Here is a 19,321-nt window from a genome sequence, read left to right as displayed (position 1 = left end):
TTTCGACTCCAGGTGAGTCATTCGACCCAGGGATATCCTCCAAATCCCTCCCGGCTGAGCCGGGGATACATTCAGACGCCTCCAAGGCGCACTCGACCCAGACCGATTTGCCGATCAGGCGGTCGAGGACGCCCCAGTCGGTGGCCACCGCGTCGATCATGCGCAGGCCGTAGCCCGTTTCGGCCTGGTACGCGTGCGGCTGGAGGGCCGGGCGGCGGTCGCGGCGGGCGTCGGAGACCTCGATGCGCAGCACGCCCGCGAGCAGCGTCATGCGCAGCTCGAAGTCCCGCCCGGGGACCCGGCCATGGGTGACGGCGTTCGCGGCCAGCTCGGCGACGATCAGCCCGGCGTCGGCCGACAGCGCGGTGGACTCGGGGATCCCCCACGCATGCAGTTCCACGAGCGCCAGCTGCCGCGCGAGGCGGGCCCCGCGCCGGGTGGAGCTGAAACGCTGAGTGAACGTGCGTACGACTGTCACGGCCGGGCCGGAGGGTGCGGTCATGGTGACAACGTCCCGTGTGGCCAGGGGAGTTCCCAGCACCGCGACCGCTACTTTTCAACTGTACGAGTCCACTCTCTGGACAGGCGTGGTCACCGTCCGTAAACCTGGCTGCGGAGGTGACCGCGATGACGCATGCCGACGAGAGCGGTGACGACGAGGTCGAGCCGGACAACGACCTGAAGAACTTCGGGGACATGGTCAAGGCCTCCCGCAAACGGGCCCGCCTGACCCAGGAGCAACTGGCCGGAGAGATCCGCTACTCGGTCCAGTACGTCGGCTCCGTGGAGCAGGGCCGACGCCATCCCTCTACGAGGTTCGTCGACCGGGTGGAGGTGGCGCTGGACACGTTCGGCGTCATCCGGCTCGCGGCCAACCAGTTGACGCGGAGGCGGGGGCTGGCGAAGTGGTTCCGGAGGTGGGCAGAGCTGGAGGAGAAGGCCCTCACACTCAATACGTACGAATCACGGTCGATTCCGGGCCTGTTACAGACTGAGGCCTACGCCCGCGCCCTGGTCGAGGCCGTCCTGCCGCCGCCCACCGCAGAGGAGGCGGAGGACCGGATCACAGCCCGGCTGAAGCGGCAGCAACTCCTGTACCGGACCCCGTACACGGTCTTCAGCTTCATCATCGACGAGGCGGTGATCCTCCGGCAGACCGGCGGGCCTGAGGTGATCCGCCAGCTGATCGACCACCTGCTGGAGTGCGCGAAACTGCCCAACGTCGATCTGCAGATCATGCCGCTGATCAGCCCCGAGCACGCGGGCCTCGGCGGCCCCTTCCGCCTCCTCGAAACCGATGAGCACGAATGGGCGGGGTACAGCGAAGGCCAGCAGTCGGGCCGGGTGCTGACCGACCCGAAAGACCTCAGCCTCCTCCACCAGCGGTATGCCAAACTTCGCATCCAGGCCCTCAATCCTGCGGACACCGTGGGCCTGTTGATGCGATTGCGAGGATCCCTGTGAACAGCTCCCGACTCCGGTGGTTCAAGAGCAGTTACAGCAGCGGCGATGGCGACGACTGCGTCGAAGTCGCGCTCTCCTGGCACAAGTCCACGTACAGCAGCGGGGACGGCGACAGCTGCGTCGAGGTCGCTACCTGCGCCGACACCATCCACATCCGCGATTCCAAGGTGCACGCCGGCCCCGAGCTGGCGGTCAGCCCCCGTGCCTGGACCGGCTTCCTCGGTGGGGTCACGGGCACGCCCGCATAGGCTGGGCGGTATGAAGATCCTTGCCCTGTGCGGAAGTCTGCGGGCCGGTTCCCTGAACCGGTCCGCGCTGCGTTCCGCCGCCGAGCTGTGCGACCCGGACTGGGAGTTCACCCTCGAACCCGCGCTGAGCCGGCTGCCCTACTTCGACGCCGATCTGGAGCAGCACGACCTCCCCGAGGTCGTGGCCGGGCTCCGGCAGCGGCTCGGGGCGGCGGACGCGCTGCTCATCGCCACGCCCGAGTACGCGCACGGCACCTCGGGGGTCCTGAAGAACGCCCTGGAGTGGCTGGTGGGCGGTGGGGAGATGGCGGGCAAGCCGGTGGCGCTGATGAGTGCCTCGCCCGCCGCCACGGGCGGGAGCCGGGCCCAGGCGTGGGTGGCGGAGACCCTGACGGTGATGGACGCCCGGGTGCTGCCGGACGGGCTGCTGATCCCGCAGGCCACCCGCAAGATCACGGACGGGCGCATCACCGACCCCGACACCCTGGAGGGGCTCCGGGGCCTGCTCACCCGACTCGCGGAGTCGGTGTACGTGCCCGCCTGAATCGGTGGGGCCCGCACGGGATTTCGTACGCTGAGCCCATGATCGACTCACGTACCCACATCCGTGTCGCCCGCCCCTCCCTCGACCTCAAGGCCGCCGAGCGGTTCTACGTCGACGGGCTCGGGCTCCAGGTCCAGTGGCGCAGTGCCGAGAGCGTGCCCGGTGAGCACGACCTGCTGATGGTCGGGCCCGCCGGGGGCGGCTGGCACTTCGAGCTCACCCGGGACGCCGGGAACCCGATCGCGCCCACGCCCACCGTCGACGACCTGTTCGTGGTCTACCTGGGCGAGGCGCCGGACGAGGCCCTCGTCCAGCGCCTCGTCGACCACGGCGGGACCCGGGTGGCCGCCCACAACCCGTACTGGGACGAGTGGGGCGTCACCGTCGAGGACCCGGACGGCTACCGGCTCGTGCTCTGCTCCCGTACCTGGGGCTGAGCCCAGAACTGCGCCAGGGCCGCCTCCTTGTAGGGCTCCGGGCTCACGCTCAGGTCCCCCGCGAAGGGGCGGTCCATGGCCATCACCAGAAGCAGGCTGAAGCCGATCAGCCCGGCCACCGCCGATACGAAGAGCAGCTGCATCTTCAGGCTGCGCAGCCCGAACAGGAAGGTCAGGGGGACGATCACGAGCGCGCCCCCGTAGACGAGGACCTGGAGCAGGATCGGCAGTGAGGCCTCGGCCATCGTGACGCGGGCCCGGCGCTGGGCGGCGACGTCGTTGAGGCGGGTGACCGCTTCGGCGTAGAAGGTCTCGGCGCGCACGCCGTGCGGCTCGTACGCCTGGAGGGCCTGGTAGAGGGCGCGCGTCTGCGGCCCGGTCGCGTCGTAGCTCGGCTGCCCCTCCCGCATCAGCGGCCACTGCACCTCGACGACGGCGCGCGTGTACGCGCCGACCGCCTCCTGCACGCGCGTGCGGTCGGCCTCGGGGAAGGCGTCGGCGCTGCGCACGACGAGGGCCAGGTCGGTGGCCTCGGTGGCGACGATGGTCTGGGTGTTCTCCAGCTGCGTCCACAGGGTGACGACGACGAAGGCGAGGATGATCCCGTAGATCGCGCCGAACATGCCGAGCGCGACCCCGACCATCTCGTTGTGGTCCCCGCGGGCCAGGTGCGGGTAGCGGCGGCGCGCGGCCAGGCTTCCGGCCACGGCGATGGCGGTGAGGCCGCCGACGAGGAGGACGGCCATGACAAATGTGCTGAGGTGATTGAGCAACCAGAGGGTCATGCGCTGCTCAACGAGCGCCGCCGCCGGACCGCCCTGGCTAGCCGCCGACCTTAGGGGTCTTGGGCAGCCCGTGCAGGGCCGTCTTGGTGCCGCTGAGGGAGCTGCCGGTGGCCTTCGAGGCGGAGCCGACCGCTCCGGTGGTCGCCCCGACGGCCGTCTTCGTGTCCTGGACGGCCTGTCCGGGGTGGTTGGCGATCTCGCCGAGGCGCTGGGTGATCGGCGGGCCCTCGATGGCGCGCCCGTCGGCGTTCGCGTCGGCGTGCGCGGCGACGGGGGTGAGGGCGAGGGCCGCGCCCCCGGACAGGACCAGTGCGGCAAGGGTGCGCTTGATGGCAGTCATGCCCGACCCAACGACCCCACCACGACCGAGTCACCGTCTCAATCCAGCCGTTCCGCGAATCGTGTGACTCCCGCTTTGCCCAACCGGGCCACGACGTCGCCGAACGTCAACGGCGGATTCCGCTTCCCGGCCACGATACGGGCGACCGTGCCGGCGACCTCCTCCGGCCATGTCGCGTAAAGCTCGCAGAGGTAGGTGTCCGGGTCCAGGACGCGGACACCCAGCCGCGACATCTCGGCCTCCGGGAAGTCGGCGAGGTTCCAGGTGATCAGCGCGCCCGCACCCGCAGCACATGCCGCGGCCGCGTGGTGCCGGTCGTCCGGGTCCCCGCCGGGCATCCCGTCGATCAGGTGCTCATAGTCGGCGTACGCGATCTCGGAGTCGCCGAAGTACTCACGGACCGCCCGCGTGACGGCCTGAGCCGAATCTGCGGATCGCCGTCCCTCGCGGACGATGACACGCTCCCACTCAAGGAGCGATCGTTCCCCCTCGCTCAGCCGGCTCAGTACGGCAGCCCGGCGTCTTCCGCGGCTTCGGCAAACCGCTCGCGGCCCTCCCGGCGGCGCGCGCGCCGTTCCTGGAAGGCGAGGACGTCGGCAAGCCTCACGATCCGGTGGCTGCTGCCCGGCAAGTGGCTCGACGGAATGTCACCCGAGTCCAGCAACCGGGCCACGAAGGGCCGGGACAAGCCGAGCAGCTCGGCGGTCTCGGCCGGGGTCAGCTGCGACTCGGACGCCAGGACGGTGACGGTGTGGCCGGTGGCCAGTTCATCCGCGGAGGCCGCGAGGATTCTGACCAGTTCCTTGTGCAGAGCCCTCTCGCTGCCATCGGCGGCCCGCAGTATGACGTCAACCTCATCCGGGACCAGCCGCCCCGCCCTCGCCAGGGCGTCCTGGATCTCCGGGCTCGATTCCACGGTGGTCGCCTTCGCGAGCACGCTCGTACGCGCCATCTCAACCAGCCTCCTCCGGCAACTGTAATAACTGTAACCTGCGCGGGGCGGGCATGCCACAAGCGCGCTCCGCTCGGGTGAACGCCCGCGGCCCCGGATCGGGGGCGATCCGGGGCCGTGGGGATGACTCGGCTGGTGGGGGGGCGCGGGGGCGCCGGGGGGGTCAGTCCTCGACGACCAGGGCCGGGGTGGACTTGGTGAGGACCTCGCCGCGGAAGAAGGCGGGGCTGCGGCGCTCGGTGACGAACATGATCACCAGGCCGAGGGCCAGCAGGCCGACGCCGATGACGAAGACGTTGCCGACGTCGAGGCCGGGGATGTGGGAGCCGGAGCCGTAGGACGGGTCCCAGGCGTCGTACAGGGTCTTGAAGAAGACCGCGGCCAGCAGCACGCCGCCCAGGATCGGGAAGACGCCCTTGAAGAAGAGGTCGCGGGCGGAGCGGCCGAGGTCCTTGCGGAAGTACCAGACGCAGGCGAAGGCCGTCAGCGAGTAGTAGAAGCAGATCATCAGGCCGAGCGCGAAGATCGTGTCGGTCAGGACGTTCTCGCTGACCAGGGTCATCACCGTGTAGAAGGCGCCGGTGGCGAGGCCCGCCATGACCGTGGCGCGGCCCGGGGTCTTGAACTTCGGGTGGACCTTGGCGTAGGAGGCCGGCAGGGCCTCGTACGTCGACATGGCCAGGACCGTACGGGCCACCGGGATGAAGGTGGTCTGCAGGGAGGCGGCGGCGGAGGCCAGGACCGCGATGAAGAGCAGGATGCCGAGCATCGGGCCCATCACCGGGCCGGCGAGGGCCGCGAAGACGTTGTCGGAGGTGTCCGGGTTGCCGAGGCCGAGGCCCTTGTCGCCGGAGCCGACGGCCATCTGGGCGGCGATGCCGGTGGCCAGGTAGGAGCCGACCAGGACGATCATCGCGATGAGCGAGGCGCGGCCCGGGGTCTTGGCGGAGCCGGTGGTCTCCTCGTTGGTGGCCAGGCAGGCGTCCCAGCCCCAGTACATGAAGATCGAGAGCGAGAGTCCGGCGGTGAAGGCCGCCATGGACTCGACCGCGAAGGGGTTCATCCAGGACCAGGAGAAGTCCAGGCCGGTGTCGAAAGTGCCGGCGGAGGCCTTCTGGAAGGCCATGGCCACGAAGATGGCGAGGACGGCGAGCTGGAGGCCGACCAGGGCGTACTGGATGCCCTTGGTGGCGGTCATGCCGCGGTAGCTGATGGCCGTCGCGATGGCGATCAGGGTGAGGCAGGTGGCGATGTGGGCGAACTTGTTGTCGTCCAGGGCCGCGATCGACGGATTGCCCGTGATCTCACCGGCCAGCAGCCAGAAGTACGAGGTGGCCACGCCCGCGAGGTTGGAGAGCACGATGATCGTGGCGATCACCAGGCCCCAGCCGCACATCCAGCCGATCCGCGGGCCGAAGGCCTTGACGGTCCAGGTGAAGGAGGTGCCGCAGTCCGGCATGGCCTTGTTGAGCTCGCGGTAGGCGAAGGCCACCAGGAGCATCGGGAGGAAGCCGGCGAGGAACACCGCCGGCATCTGCACGCCGACCTCACCGGCCGTGGAGCCGAGGGTCGAGGTCAGGCAGTAGACGGGGGCGACGGTGGAGATGCCGATGACGGCACTGCCCACCAGTCCGACGGACCCCTTGCCGAGGCCCTTGCCGCGGACGTCGCCCTCGGCGACGCCGCTTACCGTGTCTCCGACCTGAGGCCGAACGTCCAGCTGAGTCATGAGTCAGGACGTTAGACGGTGCGTTTTCCACATCTGGAGGTCTTAAGTCCGCATCACGGACCGGCAAAATGCCTTTGATTCTCGAGATCGAGAGTCTTCACGGGCTCGCAATACAAGGTTCACTTGAGTCTTCGGCCGTGGTTCACCAGGCATTGGACATGACGTTCCGCTATACGGAAACCGCAGCCTTGCCCGTTTTCTACCCTTTTCAACTTTCCCGTGTGACCGCCGCCACTTTCCCCCTGGTCGTTTGCCGTTGACATGATCATCGCCATAAAGTCCGGGCCGTGCGTATCAAGTCAATGATCACCACTGTCACGGCCGTTACGGCCCTCCTCACCCTCGCCACCGCCTGCGGAGGCGGCGGCAACCCGGCGATCGGCGGCATCGGCGGGGATTCCGTCGCCGGCGGCACGGGCCACGCCAACGGGGTGGGCGACGGCGGCCCCGACGAGGGCACCCTGGAGAACCCGACCAAGAACGGCGGGGTCAACGGCAACGCCCCGAAGGACGGGACGGCGTTCCAGAAGCTCCCCAAGGCCGGCACCATCGCCGCGGCCGCCCGCTTCGTCAACGGCCACACCAAGTGCACCGAGATCACCACGACGAAGGACGGCTACGAGTACTGGGACGAGGACGCCAAGTACGACGGCAAGTACTCCGTCACCGAGCGCGGCAGCTGCGACCGGGGCGACACCCGCATCTTCATGATCAAGGACCCCAAGGTCTTCCAGGCCGCCTTCAAGGCCGAGGTCGATGCGAAGGAGGGGAAGGGCAACCCCAACAGCGGGATCGTCGTCGGCCAGGACTTCACGGTCGGGTCGACCCGCTCGACCGCGATGGCCGCCCTCCTGAAGCCGCAGGCCGGGCTGCTCATGCTCAACTGCCACCCGGACTTCAAGCCGCCGAGCGGCTTCCGGAAGGAACCCGCCCTGGTCAAGGGCTGCGTCCTCACCGACTACTACAAGGACTGACGGCCCCGGCCGGGGCGGCGCGTGCCGCCCCGGCCGGCTGTCTTCTCAGCCCGTCCAGACGATCGACTGCATCTCGCTGTAGGCGTGCAAGGCGTACGAGCCCACGTCCCGGCCCACGCCCGAACGCTTGAAGCCGCCGAACGGCGCCTCCATGTTGCGGCCGATGGTGTTCACGCCCACCCCGCCCGCCCGCAGCCTGCGCGCCACCCGGAAGGCGCGCGCCGAGTCCCCGGACCACACGTAGCTCAGCAGGCCGAAGTCGCTGTCGTTGGCCAGCCGGACCGCCTCGTCCTCGCCGCTCTCCCCGTCCCCGTCGAAGGGGACCACGACCACGACCGGGCCGAAGATCTCCTCCCGGACCACGCGCATGTCGTTCGTGCAGTCCACGAGGAGGGTGGGCGCCACGTAGAAGCCGCGGCCCTCCCCCACCACCGGACGCTCGCCGCCGAAGGCGATCCGCGCCCCCTCCTTGCGGCCCAGCTCCACGTACGACTCCACGCGGTCCCGGTGCGCCGCCGAGATCACCGGACCCACCACCGTGCCCGCCGCCGCCGGGTCGCCGACCTTCATGAAGGCCAGGTAGCCGGTGAGCTTCTCGATCAGCCGGTCGTAGACCGACCGGTGCGCGATCACCCGGGTCGGAGCCGTGCAGATCTGCCCGGAGTAGAAGGAGAAGGTCGTCCCGATCCCCATCACCGCCGCGTCCAGGTCCGCGTCGTCCATGACGACCGCCGCGCCCTTGCCGCCCAGCTCCATCAGCTGCCGCTTCATGCTCCGGCCGCAGACCTCCGCGATGCGCTGACCGACGCCCGTGGAGCCGGTGAAGGACACCATGTCCACGTACGGGGAGTCGACGGCGGCCTCGCCGACCTCCACCGACCGCCCCGACACCACGTTCACCACGCCCGCCGGGACCCCGGCCTCGTGGAGCGCCTCGGCCATCTTGAACACCGACAGCGGATCCTGCGGGGCCGGCTTGACCACCACCGTGTTGCCCATGGCCAGGGCCGGGGCCACCTTGCCCGCCGGATTCGCCCACGGGTTGTTGTACGAGGTGATGCAGGTGACCACGCCGACCGGCTGGCGCACCTCCAGCGCCCCCAGGATGCTCGCCTTCCCCATCGGGCCGGCCTCCGTCACCTGCGGCGGAAGACCCCGCTCCACCGGCTCCAGGGCGCCCTTCGCGTACCGCCGGAAGCGGGAGACCCCGACCCCGACCTGCATGCCGCGCGCGATCCCGGTCGGCGCGCCCGTCTCCGCCCGGGCCAGCGCGGCCCACGGCTCGAACTCCCGCTGCATGATGTCGGCGGCCCGGTCGAGGATCGCCGCCCGCTCCTCCGGCCGCGTACGGGACCAGGTCTCGAAGGCTCCGGCGGCGGCGCGCGCCGCCTCCTCGACCTGGGTCCGCGAGGCCTCGGGGGCGAGGCCGACCACGGATTCGTCCGCCGGGTTGACCACCTCGTAGTGGCCGCCCCCGGGCTCCACCCACTCGCCGCCGATGTAGAGCTTCTGCGCGTCCGCGTCCGTCATCGGGTGCTCACCGTCCTCGTGTCCCGGCCGGACCGGAGCACGATGCCCGGTATCGCGCCCGTCACCTCGTCGTCGCGGACGGTCTCCACGCCGTTGACCCGTACGGACACGATCCCGATGGCCCGCGCGTCCAGCCGCGGGCTGTCCCCGGGCAGGTCGTGCACGAGCGTCGCCGGGCCGGCCTCGATCCGCTCGGGGTCGAAGAGCACCAGGTCCGCGTGGTAGCCCTCCGCTACGCGCCCGCGCTCGCGCAGCCCGAACAGCTGGGCCGGATCGTCCGTGAGCATCCGTACCGCCTGCTCCAGCGGGACCAGCTTGCGGCCGCGCAGGCAGTCGCCGAGGAAGCGGGTCGTGTACGGGGCCCCGCACATCCGGTCCAGGTGCGCGCCGGCGTCGGAGCCGCCGAGCATGACGTCCTCGTGCTGCCAGGTCTCGGCGCGCAGGGCCCAGCTCGCCGGGTCGTTGTCGGTGGGCATGGGCCACAGGACCGTACGCAGGTCGTCGTTGGCGCAGATCTCCACCAGGCAGTGGAAGGGGTCCTGTCCGCGCTCGGCCGCGATGTCGTTGACGACCCGGCCGCTGAGCCCCTCGTTCTCCTTGCTGTACGTGTCTCCGATGACGTAGCGCCCGAAGTTGGCGAGGCGGCGGAAGACGCCGGCCTCCTTGCTGTCGGCGCGGCGCAGCATCTCGGCGCGGACGTCCGCGTCGCGGAGCTTCTCGATCCGCTCGGGGACGGGCAGGCCGAGGACCTCACCCCAGCCGGGGATGAGGTTGAGCGCGCAGAAGGTGCCGAGCGACATGTTCATGGGGGTGAGGATCGGCATGGTGAGGGCGACGATCCGGCCGCCCGCCTTGCGGGCGCGCTCGCTCGGGATCAGCTGGCGCGGGACGCGCTCCGGGACGGCGGCGTCGATGGTGAGGACGTTCCAGTTGAGGGGGCGCCCGGCGGCGGCGCTCATGTCGACGAAGAGGTCGATCTCCTCGTCCGAGAACTGGTCGAGGCAGCCGGCGACGATGGCTTCGAGCTGGGTGCCCTCGTGGTCGGCGACCGCTCGGGAGAGGGCGAGGAGCTCGGCGGGCTGGGCGTGCCGGGAGGCCACGGGGGCGCCGGCTCCGTCGGAGTGGGTGGAGGACTGGGTGGTGGACAGGCCCCAGGCGCCGGCGTTCATGGCGTCGTGGAAGAGGGCCAGCATCTCGTCCAGCTGCTCGGGGGTGGGCTGGCCGCCGACGGCCGCCTCGCCCATCACGTGCCGGCGGAGCGCGCAGTGGCCGACCATGAAGCCGGCGTTGACGGCGATGCGGCCGTCGAGCGCGTCGAGGTACTCCCCGAAGGTGGACCAGGTCCAGTCGACGCCCTCCTCCAGGGCGGCGAGGGCCATCCCTTCGACCTTGCTCATCATGCGGCGGGTGTAGTCGGCGTCTTCCGGGCGGGCCGGGTTGAGCGGGGCCAGGGTGAAACCGCAGTTGCCGCCGGCGACGGTGGTGACGCCGTGGTTCATGGAGGGGGTGGCGTACGGGTCCCAGAAGAGCTGGGCGTCGTAGTGGGTGTGCGGGTCGATGAAGCCGGGGGTGAGGACGAGGCCGGTGGCGTCCTCGGTGGTGCGGGCCTCTTCCGTGACCGTACCCGGCGGGGCTATGAGGGCGATCCGGCCGTCGCGCAGGCCGACGTCTGCGGTGCGGGCGGGGGCGCCGGTGCCGTCCACGACGGTCGCGCCCTTGATCAGGTGGTCGAGCATGACGTCCCTTCTCGGGTGAGTTGGGGCTCCGCCCCAAACCCCGCTCCTCAAACGCCGGAGGGGCTGGACTTTGGCTGATGCCGTCCGCCAAGCCCGGCTGAATTGCCCGCAGGGCAATTTCAGCCTCGCCGGCGTTTGAGGCGCGGGGTGCGGGGCGGAGCCCCGGAGCGGCGCCGCACACGCAAAGGCTGAGCCCCGCGCCCCGGCCGGTGGCCGCCCGGCCGGGGCAGGGTTCGGGGCGGCGGTCCGGGAAGACGCCGTCCCCGTACTGGGCGCTACGCGGCCTGGCGGAAGCGGGTGGTCCGGTGGACCGGGTCGGTGTCGATGTGGGGGATGACGTGCTCACCGATCAGCTTGATCGTGGTGAGCGTGTCCTCCTTGGAGACCCCCGTCGGCAGACCGAAGGACAGCTGGTCGGCCCCCGCCTGCTCCCACCGCTTGCACTGGGCCCGGACCTCCGACGGGTCACCGCAGATCAGCAGCTCCTCGGCGATGAGGAGTTCGATGATCTCCGCGTTGTACTCCGGGAGGGTCTCGGGCCACTGCGGGATGGCCTCCGGCCGCGGGAACGTGTCGTGGTAGCGGAACACCAGCGACTGGAAGCGGTTCATGTTCGCGTTGACCGCGATCTCCACCGCCTTCTCATGCGTCTCCGCGCAGATCGCCGTCGAGGTGACCATGACGTTGTCGTTGACGAAGGCGCCGATGGCCTTCGCCTCCTGGATCGCCGTCTTGTACTGCTCCAGGACCCACTCCATGTCCGAGACCTTCTGGACGCTGAAGCCGAGGACTCCGAGCCCCTTCTTCGCGGCCATCGCGTACGAGGTGGGCGAGCCGGCGGCGTACCACATGGCCGGGTGCGCCTTCCCGTACGGCTTGGGGAAGACCTTCCGCGGCGGCAGCGACCAGTGCTTGCCGTTGAACCCCTCGTACTCCTCCTGGAGGAACATCTTGGGGAACTCCGCGATGGTCTCCTCCCAGATCTCCTTGGTCCCGTTCATGTCCTCGATGCCCGGGAGGAATCCGAGGATCTCGTGGCTGCCCGCGCCGCGGCCGGTGCCGAATTCGAAGCGGCCCTTGGAGAGGTGGTCGAGCATGGCGACCTTCTCGGCCACCTTGACCGGGTGGTTCACCGGGGCGAGCGGGTTGAAGATGCCGGAGCCGAGGTGGATGCGCTCGGTGGCGTGGGCGAGGTACCCGAGGAACACCTCGTTCGCCGACAGGTGCGAGTACTCCTCCAGGAAGTGGTGCTCCGAGGCCCAGGCGTACTTGAAGCCCGACTTGTCGGCCTGGATGACGTACTCGGTCTCCTCGATCAGCGCCTTGTGCTCTGCCTCGGGGTCGACCTTGGACCGCGCCTCAGGCACGTATCCCTGCACAAAGAGCCCGAATTCCAAGGGGTTCACCGTCCTTTGGTTTCTGACGTTGCGTCAGATTTGATGTCTCGACTGTTCCATCGCGGGGGCGGGAGCGTCAATACCTGACGCTCCATCAGATATCTGCCGGAGGCCGCTACAGGATGCTGACGCCCGCCATCCAGCCCCCGTCGATGACGAACGGCTGGCCGGTGATGTACGAGGAGTCGTCGCCGGTCAGGAAGAGGGCCAGCTTGGCGATCTCCTCCGGCTGCCCGACCCGCCCCATCGGCACGACCCGCTTGTACAGCTCGGCCATCGCGTCCCTGGCCTCGTCGGTCATGTTCGCCGGATCCAGCAGGCCGGGATTGGCCATCGGGGTGTCCACGGCGCCCGGGCACATCGCGTTGACCCGGATGTTCTTGGCGGCCAGCTCCAGGGCCGCCACCCGGGTCAGGCCGAGGATCGCCGCCTTGGTCGCGGCGTACGTGCCGACGTAGGCCATGCCCGTCAGGCCCGTGTAGGAGGAGGTGTTGACGATGGTGCCGCCGCCGGCCGCCTCGATCTCGGGGGCGACGGACTTGATGCCGAGGAAGGCACCCACCTGGTTGACCTGGACCACCTGCTGGAACTCCTCCAGCGGGGTCGCGGTCAGCTCGTTGAAGCGCAGGATGCCCGCATTGTTGACCAGGCCGTCGATCCGGCCGCCGAAGGCCTCCTTGGCGGTGGCTATCGCCGCCGCCCAGTCCTCCTCGCGGCTGACGTCCATCCGCACGTACCGGGCCCGGTCCTCGCCGATGTCCTTGGCCACGGCCGCGCCCTGCTCGTCCAGCACGTCCCCGAGGAGCACCTTGGCGCCCTCGGCGGCGAAGAGGCGGGCCTCCTGCTCGCCCTGGCCGCGTGCGGCGCCGGTGATGATCACTACGCGTCCGTCCAGCTTGCCCATGCCGATGCTCCTAGTCGTTGAGGAGGGGGGCCACCTCGGCCCCGAAAGCGGTGATCTGGTCGACGAGTTCGGCGCGGTCGCGATTGCGGAAGCGGACCTGGATCTGGTCCACGCCGAGCGCCTTGTACTCCCGCAGGGAGGCGGCGAGCGCCTCCGCCGGGCCGGTGAGGGTCCGGCGGCCGGTGTCCCAGCCGGGCTCGCCGACGTAGAGCGGCTCGGTGATCGCCCCGAACTCGACGGGGCCCTCGATCCCGGCCTCCTCCCTGAGCGCCCTGATACGGGCGATCTGCGCCGGGAGCCGGTCGCGCGGGTCGCCCTGCGGAAGCCAGCCGTCCCCGCGGACGGCGGCCCGGCGCACGGCGGCGGGCGAGGAGCCGCCGACCCAGACGGGGATCCGCTCCTGGGCGGGGCGGGGCAGCTGGCCGAGGTCCTTGAAGGAGAACAGCTCGCCCTGGAACTCCGGGTACTCCTCGGGGCCGAGGGCGGCCCGCAGCGCGTCGAGGGTCTCGTCGAGGACGGCCCCGCGGCGGGCGAAGTCCACGCCGAGGATCTCGAACTCCTCCTGCACGTGCCCCGCGCCGACACCGAGGATCAGCCGGCCGCCGGAGAGGTGGTCGAGGGTGGCGTACTGCTTGGCGCTGATCAGCGGGTGGCGCAGGCCGAGGATGGCGACGTGGCTGAGGAGCCGGACGTGCTCGGTGATGCCGGCGAGGAAGGAGAGGGTGGCCACGGGGTCGTACCAGATGGTGCTCATGGGGCCCGCGAGCCGCCGCGGGATGGCCACGTGGTCGCAGGTGGCCACGTACCCGAAGCCGGCCCGGTCGGCGGCCCGCGCCACCTCGGCGAGGTCGGCGGCCGTGGCCGTCGCCTCCCAGGGCTCGGCGTAGATGGTGCTCTGCGACTGGACCGGGAGCTGCATCCCGTAGACCAGCCGACCTTGCGGAAACACGCGCGCCATGCCGGACCCGCCTCGCCTTCGTCTGCTCCGTCTGCCGATTCGTCATATCGGTGCCGGGCCATCGTCGTAGCTGACGGACCGTCAGGCAAGGGGTGGCGCGGAAGCCCGGTTCATCCGAGCGGCTCCGCACGCCGCCCGGAACCGGCCGCGGGGGGAGCGGCGGGACGAATAACATTCCCTTTGTTAATCTGGTTCCATGACCGACCAGCCCGCACCCGGCGAGGGCCCGACCCGGCCCGTTTCCGTATCCCTCCACGAAGGGACGATCGCGGCGCTCAAAGCGCGCACCGGCAAGCGCGGCATGTCCGCATACATCGAGGCGCTCATTCAGCGACAGCTGGAGCGTGACCGGCTCCGAGAGCTGATCGAGGACTCCGAGTCCGTGAACGGTCCGGCCGACCCGGCGGCCGTCGAGGCGAAGCGAGCGATCCTGCGCGGCGAGACCACGGCCTCGTCGGACGCCGCGTGACCGGGGCACTGGCCCTCGACTGCGAGGGGCTCTCCCGCCTCGTGCGCCAGGACCGTGGTCTGCTGGAATGGCTGACGGCCGCCGAAGCCGAGGACATCCGGGTGGTGATCAGCTCGGTCACCCTCGTCGAGGCACGTGATCCCCGAGTGAACCAGGCCCGGTTCGACTACGCGGTCTCCCGCGTGAACATCATCCCGCCGAGCGAGGCCATCGCACGGAACGCGAGCAAGCTGCTTGCCGCCGCCGGGCTGCACGGGCACAAGTACGCGCTGGACGCCATCGTGGCGGCGACCGCCCTCGACCAGGCCGGACCCGTCACACTTCTGACCTCGGATCCCGAGGACCTGTCCGCGCTGTGTGGGAACCGGATCCGGATCATCAGGATCTGACGGACCGAATCCGGATCAGAAGCCTTCCGGGCCCATCGCTATGACCGGCTTCGCCGCCGGGTCCAGGGTTTGCAGGACCTGCCGCATCGCTTCCTTCGGTATGCCGACGCAGCCCTGCGAGGGGCCGTCGTGGTCCACGTGGAGCCAGATGTTGCCGCCCTTGCGCTCGCCCTCCGGCTTCGTCGGGTCCAGCGGGGACCTGCCCGGCTTGCGGTTGAAGTCGATGGCGACGACGTAGTCGAAGGACCCGGCCAGGGACTCGCCGTTCACCCCGCGGCCCGTCGCCACGAAGGCGCGGTCCTTGTCGTACGGGAGCCGGGTGCCGGGCGGCGCGGGCAGCAGGCCGCCCGCGTCGGTCAGCGCGAAGACGCCCTGCGGGGAGGTCAGATCGCCGTACGTGCGCTCCGTGGACCAGCCCTTCGCGCCGTTGCGGGCCGGCCAGCTCGCGGCCCGGACCCAGTCGGCGCCCGCCTCGGGGCGGGTGTAGAGCGTGGCCGTGGACTCCGAGGAGTCCCGGGCCTTGCCGGTGACGAGGACGAGCTGGCGGGACTCGGCCGGGATCTTCGCCCGGGTCTGCTCGCTGATGCCGGTCAGGCCCTGGAGCCCGGCCCGCTCGGCGTCGCGCGCCGCCCGCTCCGGGGCCGCCGGACGGCCGTCCGAGCGGGCCTGCGGGGCGGCGGTGCCGCCCGTCTTCTCGTCGAGGGAGTACAGCCAGCCCGCCGTGAAGGTCAGCAGGCCGAAGGTGGCGGCGAGGGCCACGCGGCGGGACGCGGGTGCTTGTCGGGAGCGTGCTCGGGCGTGCTTGCTCATTGGACCGACCGTACATGAGCCGATCTTCAACGCGACCGGGCGCCGTCCGGCCGCCCGGGGTCCGCCGGCGGGAAGCGGACGCTGATCGTCAGCCCGCCGTCGGGCTCCGGATTGGCCCGCGCCACCAGCTCGGCCCCGTGCGCCCGCGCGATCGACGCCACGATCGAAAGCCCCAACCCGGCGCCCTCACCTGCGGTGTGCTGCCGCTCGGCGCTCCGCCGGAAGGGCTCCAGGAGCATCGGCACCTCGGCCGGATCGATCAACGGCCCGGTGTTGGACACCGTCAGCTCCCCGTCGATGGTGGTCGCCACGGCGAGCCGGCCGCCCGCACGGTTGTGACGTACGGCATTGCCCAGCAGGTTCCGTACGAGGTGGCCCAGCAGCGTCCGGTCGCCCGTCACGGTCAGCGCGGCGAGCGTCCGCTCCACCGTCAGCCCCTGCTGCGGGCAGGCCGCCAGCTCGACCGCCGCGAGCTCCGCGAGGTCCACCGGCTCGCCCGGCCGGCCGGACTCCAGCCCCTCCTCCGACACCGCGAGCAACAGCAGCGACTCGATGAGGTGCTCGCTGGAGTCCGCGACGCCGATCAGCTTCTCCCGGATCCGGGCCACCCGCGCCGGCGGGGGATCCCCCGCCAGCCCGATCTCGGCCGCCGCCCGCTGCACCGCGAGGGGGGTGCGCAGCTCGTGCGCCGCGTTCGCCGCGAACCGCCGCTGGGCGGAGACCAGATGCTCCATGCGCCCCAGCATCGCGTCGAAGGTGTCGGCGAGTTCCTTCAGCTCGCCGGGCGGGGCGTCGAGCGCGATCCGCTCGTGCAGGTTCTCGCCGGAGAGCCGGCGCGCCGTCCCGGTGATCACCGCGACGGGGCGCAGCACCCGGCCGGCCATCCACCAGGCCAGCCAGATCGACAGGACGGCGAAGGCGGCGAGGGCGATGAGCGAGACGGTCAGCAGCCGGCGCTGCGCGGCCTCGGTGACGGCGTCCGACACGGTGTGGGCGTAGACGCGGTAGCCCCGCAGCTCCTCCGCGGAGGGCAGCTCGCCCGGCGCCGCCGTCCCGGCGGGCACGGGGCTGCGGCCGGGATCCGGCTCCGGCTGCCGCTCGCCGCGGCGGAGCGCGGGGCTGACCGTGCTCACGGCTCCGCTGACGCTCGTGTACAGCCCCTGGCCGACCAGGACGTAGACCAGCGCGACCAGTCCGCCGCCCGCGAGGAGCAGCAGGGCCCCGTACAGCGCGGTGAGGCGGGCGCGCTCGGTGCGGGGGCGGCCCCGCAGGGCGCCGAAGCCCTTCATCCGGCGATCCGGTAGCCCGCGCCCGGCACCGTCTCGATCACCGGCGGGTCGCCCAGCTTGGCGCGGAGCTTGCTCAGCGTGACGCGGACGGCGTTGGTGGAGTAGCTGGTGTCCTCCTCCCACACCTCCTCGATCAGGTCGTCGCTGCTGACCACCGCGCCCTCGGCCCGCAGCAGTGCCTCCAGTACGGCGAACTCCTTGCGCGACAGCGCGAGCCGGTGCCCGTCGCGGGTGGCGGTGCGGCGCGCGGTGTCGATGGCGATCCCGGCCCGCTCCAGTACGGGCGGCAGGGCGGGGCGGGCGCGCCGGCCGAGGGCCAGGACCCGGGCGAGGAGCTCGTCGTAGGCGAAGGGCTTGGTGAGGTAGTCGTCGGCGCCCAGGCCCAGGCCCTCGACGCGGTCCCGTACGGTCCCGGACGCCGTCAGCATCAGCACGCGGGTCAGCAGCCGCTCGCGCACCACCTGCCGGCAGACCTCGTCGCCGTGCAGGCCGGGCAGATCGCGGTCGAGGACGAGGACGTCGTACGCGCCCAGGCGCAGGCGCCGCAGGGCCTCCAGTCCGTCGGCCGCCTCGTCGACGGCCAGCGCGTCGCGGCGCAGCCCTTCGGCGATCATCTCCCGGAGGAATTCCTCGTCCTCCACCACCAGTACGCGCATGGCGTCCTCTTTACCGGAGACCGGCATTTCGTCGTTGTAAGCGGAGGCGGAGAGGGAAGCGAAATCCCGGTCCGGCGCAGGCTCGGGCCCATGAAGCGATCCCTCATCATGACCACGGCCGCGGCGTTCACCGGGCTGGCCCTCGCCGTCACCGGATGCTCGGCCGGGAACGGCTCCGGAAGCGACAAGGGCAGCAGCGGTGGCGGCGGCAACGGCCCCAGCGCCCAGCAGATCGACGACGCGCTCAAGTTGCGCAAGTGCCTGCGCGAGAACGGCATAGACGCGCCCGACCCCGCACCCGGCCAGGATCCGCGCGGCCTCGCCCTGGGCGGCGACGTCGACCAGGGGAAGCTCCAGGAGGCCATGAAGACCTGTGGCGCGCAGGGACCTGGCGGCGGCAACGGCATCACGCAGGAGCAGAAGGACCTGGCGCTCAAGCAGGCCCAGTGCATGCGCGCGAACGGCGTAAACGTCAAGGACCCGGAGTTCCGCGACAACGGCATGACCCCGATGGAGGTCCCCAAGGGCCAGGAGAAGGCCTTCGAGGAGGCCATGAAGAAGTGTGAAGCCGCCCGATGAGGAAACGGAAGCGGAGCACATGGCTCCTGGCCGCCGTGGCGGCGGTGCTGGCCGTATCGGGCGGCGGCTACGGCTACGCGGTGCTGGCGCAGCCGCAGCAACAGCAGCCACGGCAGCAGCGGGACGGGCTGCCCCCGGACACGGCGCCGGTGCGGCGCGGGGACCTCAGCGTCGTCCTCCAGGCCGAGGGCACCCTGGGCTACGCGCAGGAGCGCAAGCTGAACGCGGCCGGGCCGGGCGTGATCACGTGGAGCGCGGGCGAGGGCACGGCGGTCGAGCGGGACGGGAAGCTGTACGAGGTCAACGGCCGGCCGGTGCGGCTGATGTACGGGGCCGTCCCGATGTACCGGCCGCTGAAGGCCGGTGACAAGGGCGAGGACGTCAAGCAGCTCAAGCGGAACCTCCAGGCGCTGGGGTACGGGACGGGGCTCGACCCGGAGGACCCCGCCTTCACGGCGGGTACGGCGACGGCGGTCAAGCGCTGGCAGAAGGCGCACAAGGCGGCGGAGACGGGCGAGGTCGGCAAGGAGGACGTGACCTTCGCGTCCGGGCCGCAGCGCATACGGAAGACCGACGCCGCGGTCGGCGACGAGCCGGGGCCGGGCAGACCGGTGCTGACGCTGACCGGCACCGAGCGGATCGTGCGGATCCGGCTGGACGCGGCGAAGGCGGGGGCCGGGGCGGCGAAGACGGGCGAAAAGGTCACCGTGCGGCTGCCGGGGGGAGCCTCCGCCACCGGGCGGATCGATTCGGTGGGCGGTGGCTCCGGCTCCGGCTCCGGCTCCGGCTCCGGCTCCGGAAGCGACGGCGGCAGCAGAGGCGACGGCGACGGCGACAAGAAGGCCGAGGTCGAGGTGATCGTCGCCTTCGACGACCCGGCCCAGATCAAGGCCCCCGACCAGTCCCCGGTCTCGGTCGGCCTCACCGGCGAGACCCGCAAGGGCGTGCTCTCCGTACCGGTCAACGCACTGCTGGCACTGACCGGCGGAGGCTTCGGCGTCCAGGTCGTCGAGGACGGCCGGGTGCGCGAGGTACGGGTGGAGCTGGGCATGTTCGGCAACGGCCGGGTCGAGGTGACCGGCGGCTCCATCGAGGAGGGCATGCGGGTGGGGGTCCCGAAACCATGACGGA

The 19,321-nt window shown here is 71.0% G+C and carries 23 protein-coding genes; 9 read left to right on the top strand and 14 right to left on the bottom strand.

Features of this window, described 5'->3' with window-relative positions:
- Nucleotides 1–502: ATP-binding protein (locus ACGFYU_RS31935; RefSeq protein ID WP_393830802.1), on the bottom strand; the 502-nt coding region annotated here is incomplete at its 3' end.
- 125 nt (nt 503–627) lie between these two features.
- On the opposite strand from ACGFYU_RS31935, the gene ACGFYU_RS31930 reads away from it, so the two are divergent.
- The 4 genes from ACGFYU_RS31930 to ACGFYU_RS31915 are packed head-to-tail and all read left to right on the top strand — an operon-like array spanning nt 628 to nt 2,693.
- The gene (locus tag ACGFYU_RS31930) at nt 628–1,464 is read left to right on the top strand and encodes a Scr1 family TA system antitoxin-like transcriptional regulator (RefSeq protein ID WP_393830801.1); all 837 of its coding nucleotides are present in this window, start codon (nt 628–630) and stop codon (nt 1,462–1,464) included.
- Nucleotides 1,461–1,712 carry a DUF397 domain-containing protein gene (locus tag ACGFYU_RS31925; protein ID WP_393830800.1) on the top strand — a complete coding sequence of 84 codons (252 nt, stop codon included), beginning with the start codon at nt 1,461–1,463 and terminating at the stop codon, nt 1,710–1,712. The genes ACGFYU_RS31930 and ACGFYU_RS31925 overlap by 4 nt, the downstream gene beginning before the upstream one ends.
- Before the next feature lie 10 nt (nt 1,713–1,722).
- Nucleotides 1,723–2,256, top strand: a complete 534-nt coding sequence (locus ACGFYU_RS31920; protein WP_393830799.1) for an NADPH-dependent FMN reductase — start codon at nt 1,723–1,725, stop codon at nt 2,254–2,256.
- Between the two features lie 38 nt (nt 2,257–2,294).
- Nucleotides 2,295–2,693, top strand: a complete 399-nt coding sequence (locus tag ACGFYU_RS31915) for a VOC family protein (protein WP_393830798.1) — start codon at nt 2,295–2,297, stop codon at nt 2,691–2,693.
- On the opposite strand, the gene ACGFYU_RS31910 is transcribed toward ACGFYU_RS31915, so the two are convergent.
- The 5 genes from ACGFYU_RS31910 to ACGFYU_RS31890 all read right to left on the bottom strand — a co-directional run bounded on the left by ACGFYU_RS31910 (nt 2,657) and on the right by ACGFYU_RS31890 (nt 6,499).
- Nucleotides 2,657–3,478 carry a DUF4239 domain-containing protein gene (locus tag ACGFYU_RS31910; RefSeq protein ID WP_393830797.1) on the bottom strand — a complete coding sequence of 274 codons (822 nt, stop codon included), beginning with the start codon at nt 3,476–3,478 and terminating at the stop codon, nt 2,657–2,659. The genes ACGFYU_RS31915 and ACGFYU_RS31910 overlap by 37 nt on opposite strands.
- Before the next feature lie 37 nt (nt 3,479–3,515).
- A complete protein-coding gene (locus ACGFYU_RS31905; RefSeq protein ID WP_393830796.1) occupies nt 3,516–3,818 on the bottom strand; it encodes a hypothetical protein in 303 nt (100 codons plus the stop codon).
- 38 nt (nt 3,819–3,856) lie between these two features.
- The gene (locus ACGFYU_RS31900; protein ID WP_393830795.1) at nt 3,857–4,156 is read right to left on the bottom strand and encodes a hypothetical protein; all 300 of its coding nucleotides are present in this window, start codon (nt 4,154–4,156) and stop codon (nt 3,857–3,859) included.
- A gap of 164 nt (nt 4,157–4,320) precedes the next feature.
- Entirely contained in the window at nt 4,321–4,770 is a 450-nt protein-coding gene (locus ACGFYU_RS31895; RefSeq protein WP_393830794.1) for a helix-turn-helix domain-containing protein, read from the bottom strand.
- Nucleotides 4,771–4,933: 163 nt separating this feature from the next.
- Nucleotides 4,934–6,499: an APC family permease gene (locus ACGFYU_RS31890; protein ID WP_393830793.1), complete on the bottom strand. Its 1,566-nt coding sequence runs from the start codon at nt 6,497–6,499 to the stop codon at nt 4,934–4,936.
- Between the two features lie 287 nt (nt 6,500–6,786).
- Here ACGFYU_RS31890 and ACGFYU_RS31885 point away from each other — a divergent pair, with 287 nt between their 5' ends.
- Nucleotides 6,787–7,473: a hypothetical protein gene (locus ACGFYU_RS31885; RefSeq protein ID WP_393830792.1), complete on the top strand. Its 687-nt coding sequence runs from the start codon at nt 6,787–6,789 to the stop codon at nt 7,471–7,473.
- A gap of 45 nt (nt 7,474–7,518) precedes the next feature.
- On the opposite strand, the gene ACGFYU_RS31880 is transcribed toward ACGFYU_RS31885, so the two are convergent.
- The 5 genes from ACGFYU_RS31880 to ACGFYU_RS31860 all read right to left on the bottom strand — a co-directional run bounded on the left by ACGFYU_RS31880 (nt 7,519) and on the right by ACGFYU_RS31860 (nt 13,998).
- Nucleotides 7,519–9,003 carry an aldehyde dehydrogenase family protein gene (locus ACGFYU_RS31880; RefSeq protein ID WP_393830791.1) on the bottom strand — a complete coding sequence of 495 codons (1,485 nt, stop codon included), beginning with the start codon at nt 9,001–9,003 and terminating at the stop codon, nt 7,519–7,521.
- Nucleotides 9,000–10,739, bottom strand: a complete 1,740-nt coding sequence (locus ACGFYU_RS31875) for an amidohydrolase family protein (RefSeq protein ID WP_393830790.1) — start codon at nt 10,737–10,739, stop codon at nt 9,000–9,002. Before ACGFYU_RS31875 ends, ACGFYU_RS31880 begins: the two co-directional genes overlap by 4 nt.
- A 275-nt stretch (nt 10,740–11,014) precedes the next feature.
- A complete protein-coding gene (locus tag ACGFYU_RS31870) occupies nt 11,015–12,136 on the bottom strand; it encodes an LLM class flavin-dependent oxidoreductase (RefSeq protein WP_393830812.1) in 1,122 nt (373 codons plus the stop codon).
- Nucleotides 12,137–12,251: 115 nt separating this feature from the next.
- Entirely contained in the window at nt 12,252–13,040 is a 789-nt protein-coding gene (locus ACGFYU_RS31865; RefSeq protein ID WP_393830789.1) for an SDR family NAD(P)-dependent oxidoreductase, read from the bottom strand.
- A gap of 10 nt (nt 13,041–13,050) precedes the next feature.
- Nucleotides 13,051–13,998 carry an LLM class F420-dependent oxidoreductase gene (locus ACGFYU_RS31860; protein ID WP_393830788.1) on the bottom strand — a complete coding sequence of 316 codons (948 nt, stop codon included), beginning with the start codon at nt 13,996–13,998 and terminating at the stop codon, nt 13,051–13,053.
- A 196-nt stretch (nt 13,999–14,194) separates the two neighbouring features.
- Here ACGFYU_RS31860 and ACGFYU_RS31855 point away from each other — a divergent pair, with 196 nt between their 5' ends.
- Nucleotides 14,195–14,467, top strand: coding sequence for a hypothetical protein (locus ACGFYU_RS31855; protein WP_393830787.1), 273 nt, complete (start codon nt 14,195–14,197; stop codon nt 14,465–14,467).
- Entirely contained in the window at nt 14,464–14,856 is a 393-nt protein-coding gene (locus ACGFYU_RS31850) for a type II toxin-antitoxin system VapC family toxin (protein ID WP_393830786.1), read from the top strand. Before ACGFYU_RS31855 ends, ACGFYU_RS31850 begins: the two co-directional genes overlap by 4 nt.
- Before the next feature lie 15 nt (nt 14,857–14,871).
- Here ACGFYU_RS31850 and ACGFYU_RS31845 read toward each other — a convergent pair whose 3' ends face one another.
- From ACGFYU_RS31845 to ACGFYU_RS31835, 3 genes are read right to left on the bottom strand one after another with little or no spacing between them, the layout of a single operon-like run.
- A complete protein-coding gene (locus ACGFYU_RS31845; RefSeq protein WP_393830785.1) occupies nt 14,872–15,666 on the bottom strand; it encodes a hypothetical protein in 795 nt (264 codons plus the stop codon).
- Nucleotides 15,667–15,692: 26 nt separating this feature from the next.
- Nucleotides 15,693–16,955 carry a sensor histidine kinase gene (locus tag ACGFYU_RS31840; protein ID WP_393830784.1) on the bottom strand — a complete coding sequence of 421 codons (1,263 nt, stop codon included), beginning with the start codon at nt 16,953–16,955 and terminating at the stop codon, nt 15,693–15,695.
- Nucleotides 16,952–17,611, bottom strand: coding sequence for a response regulator transcription factor (locus ACGFYU_RS31835; RefSeq protein WP_393830811.1), 660 nt, complete (start codon nt 17,609–17,611; stop codon nt 16,952–16,954). Before ACGFYU_RS31835 ends, ACGFYU_RS31840 begins: the two co-directional genes overlap by 4 nt.
- Before the next feature lie 90 nt (nt 17,612–17,701).
- On the opposite strand from ACGFYU_RS31835, the gene ACGFYU_RS31830 reads away from it, so the two are divergent.
- Entirely contained in the window at nt 17,702–18,190 is a 489-nt protein-coding gene (locus ACGFYU_RS31830) for a hypothetical protein (RefSeq protein ID WP_393830783.1), read from the top strand.
- Nucleotides 18,187–19,317, top strand: a complete 1,131-nt coding sequence (locus tag ACGFYU_RS31825) for a peptidoglycan-binding protein (protein ID WP_393830782.1) — start codon at nt 18,187–18,189, stop codon at nt 19,315–19,317. The genes ACGFYU_RS31830 and ACGFYU_RS31825 overlap by 4 nt, the downstream gene beginning before the upstream one ends.
- Nucleotides 19,318–19,321 lie beyond the last annotated feature (4 nt).

Origin of the sequence: Streptomyces sp. NPDC048337 (assembly GCF_043201175.1) — a bacterium.
In the GTDB taxonomy this organism is placed as follows: Bacteria; Actinomycetota; Actinomycetes; order Streptomycetales; family Streptomycetaceae; genus Streptomyces.
This window is presented reverse-complemented; position numbering and strand designations above follow the sequence as displayed.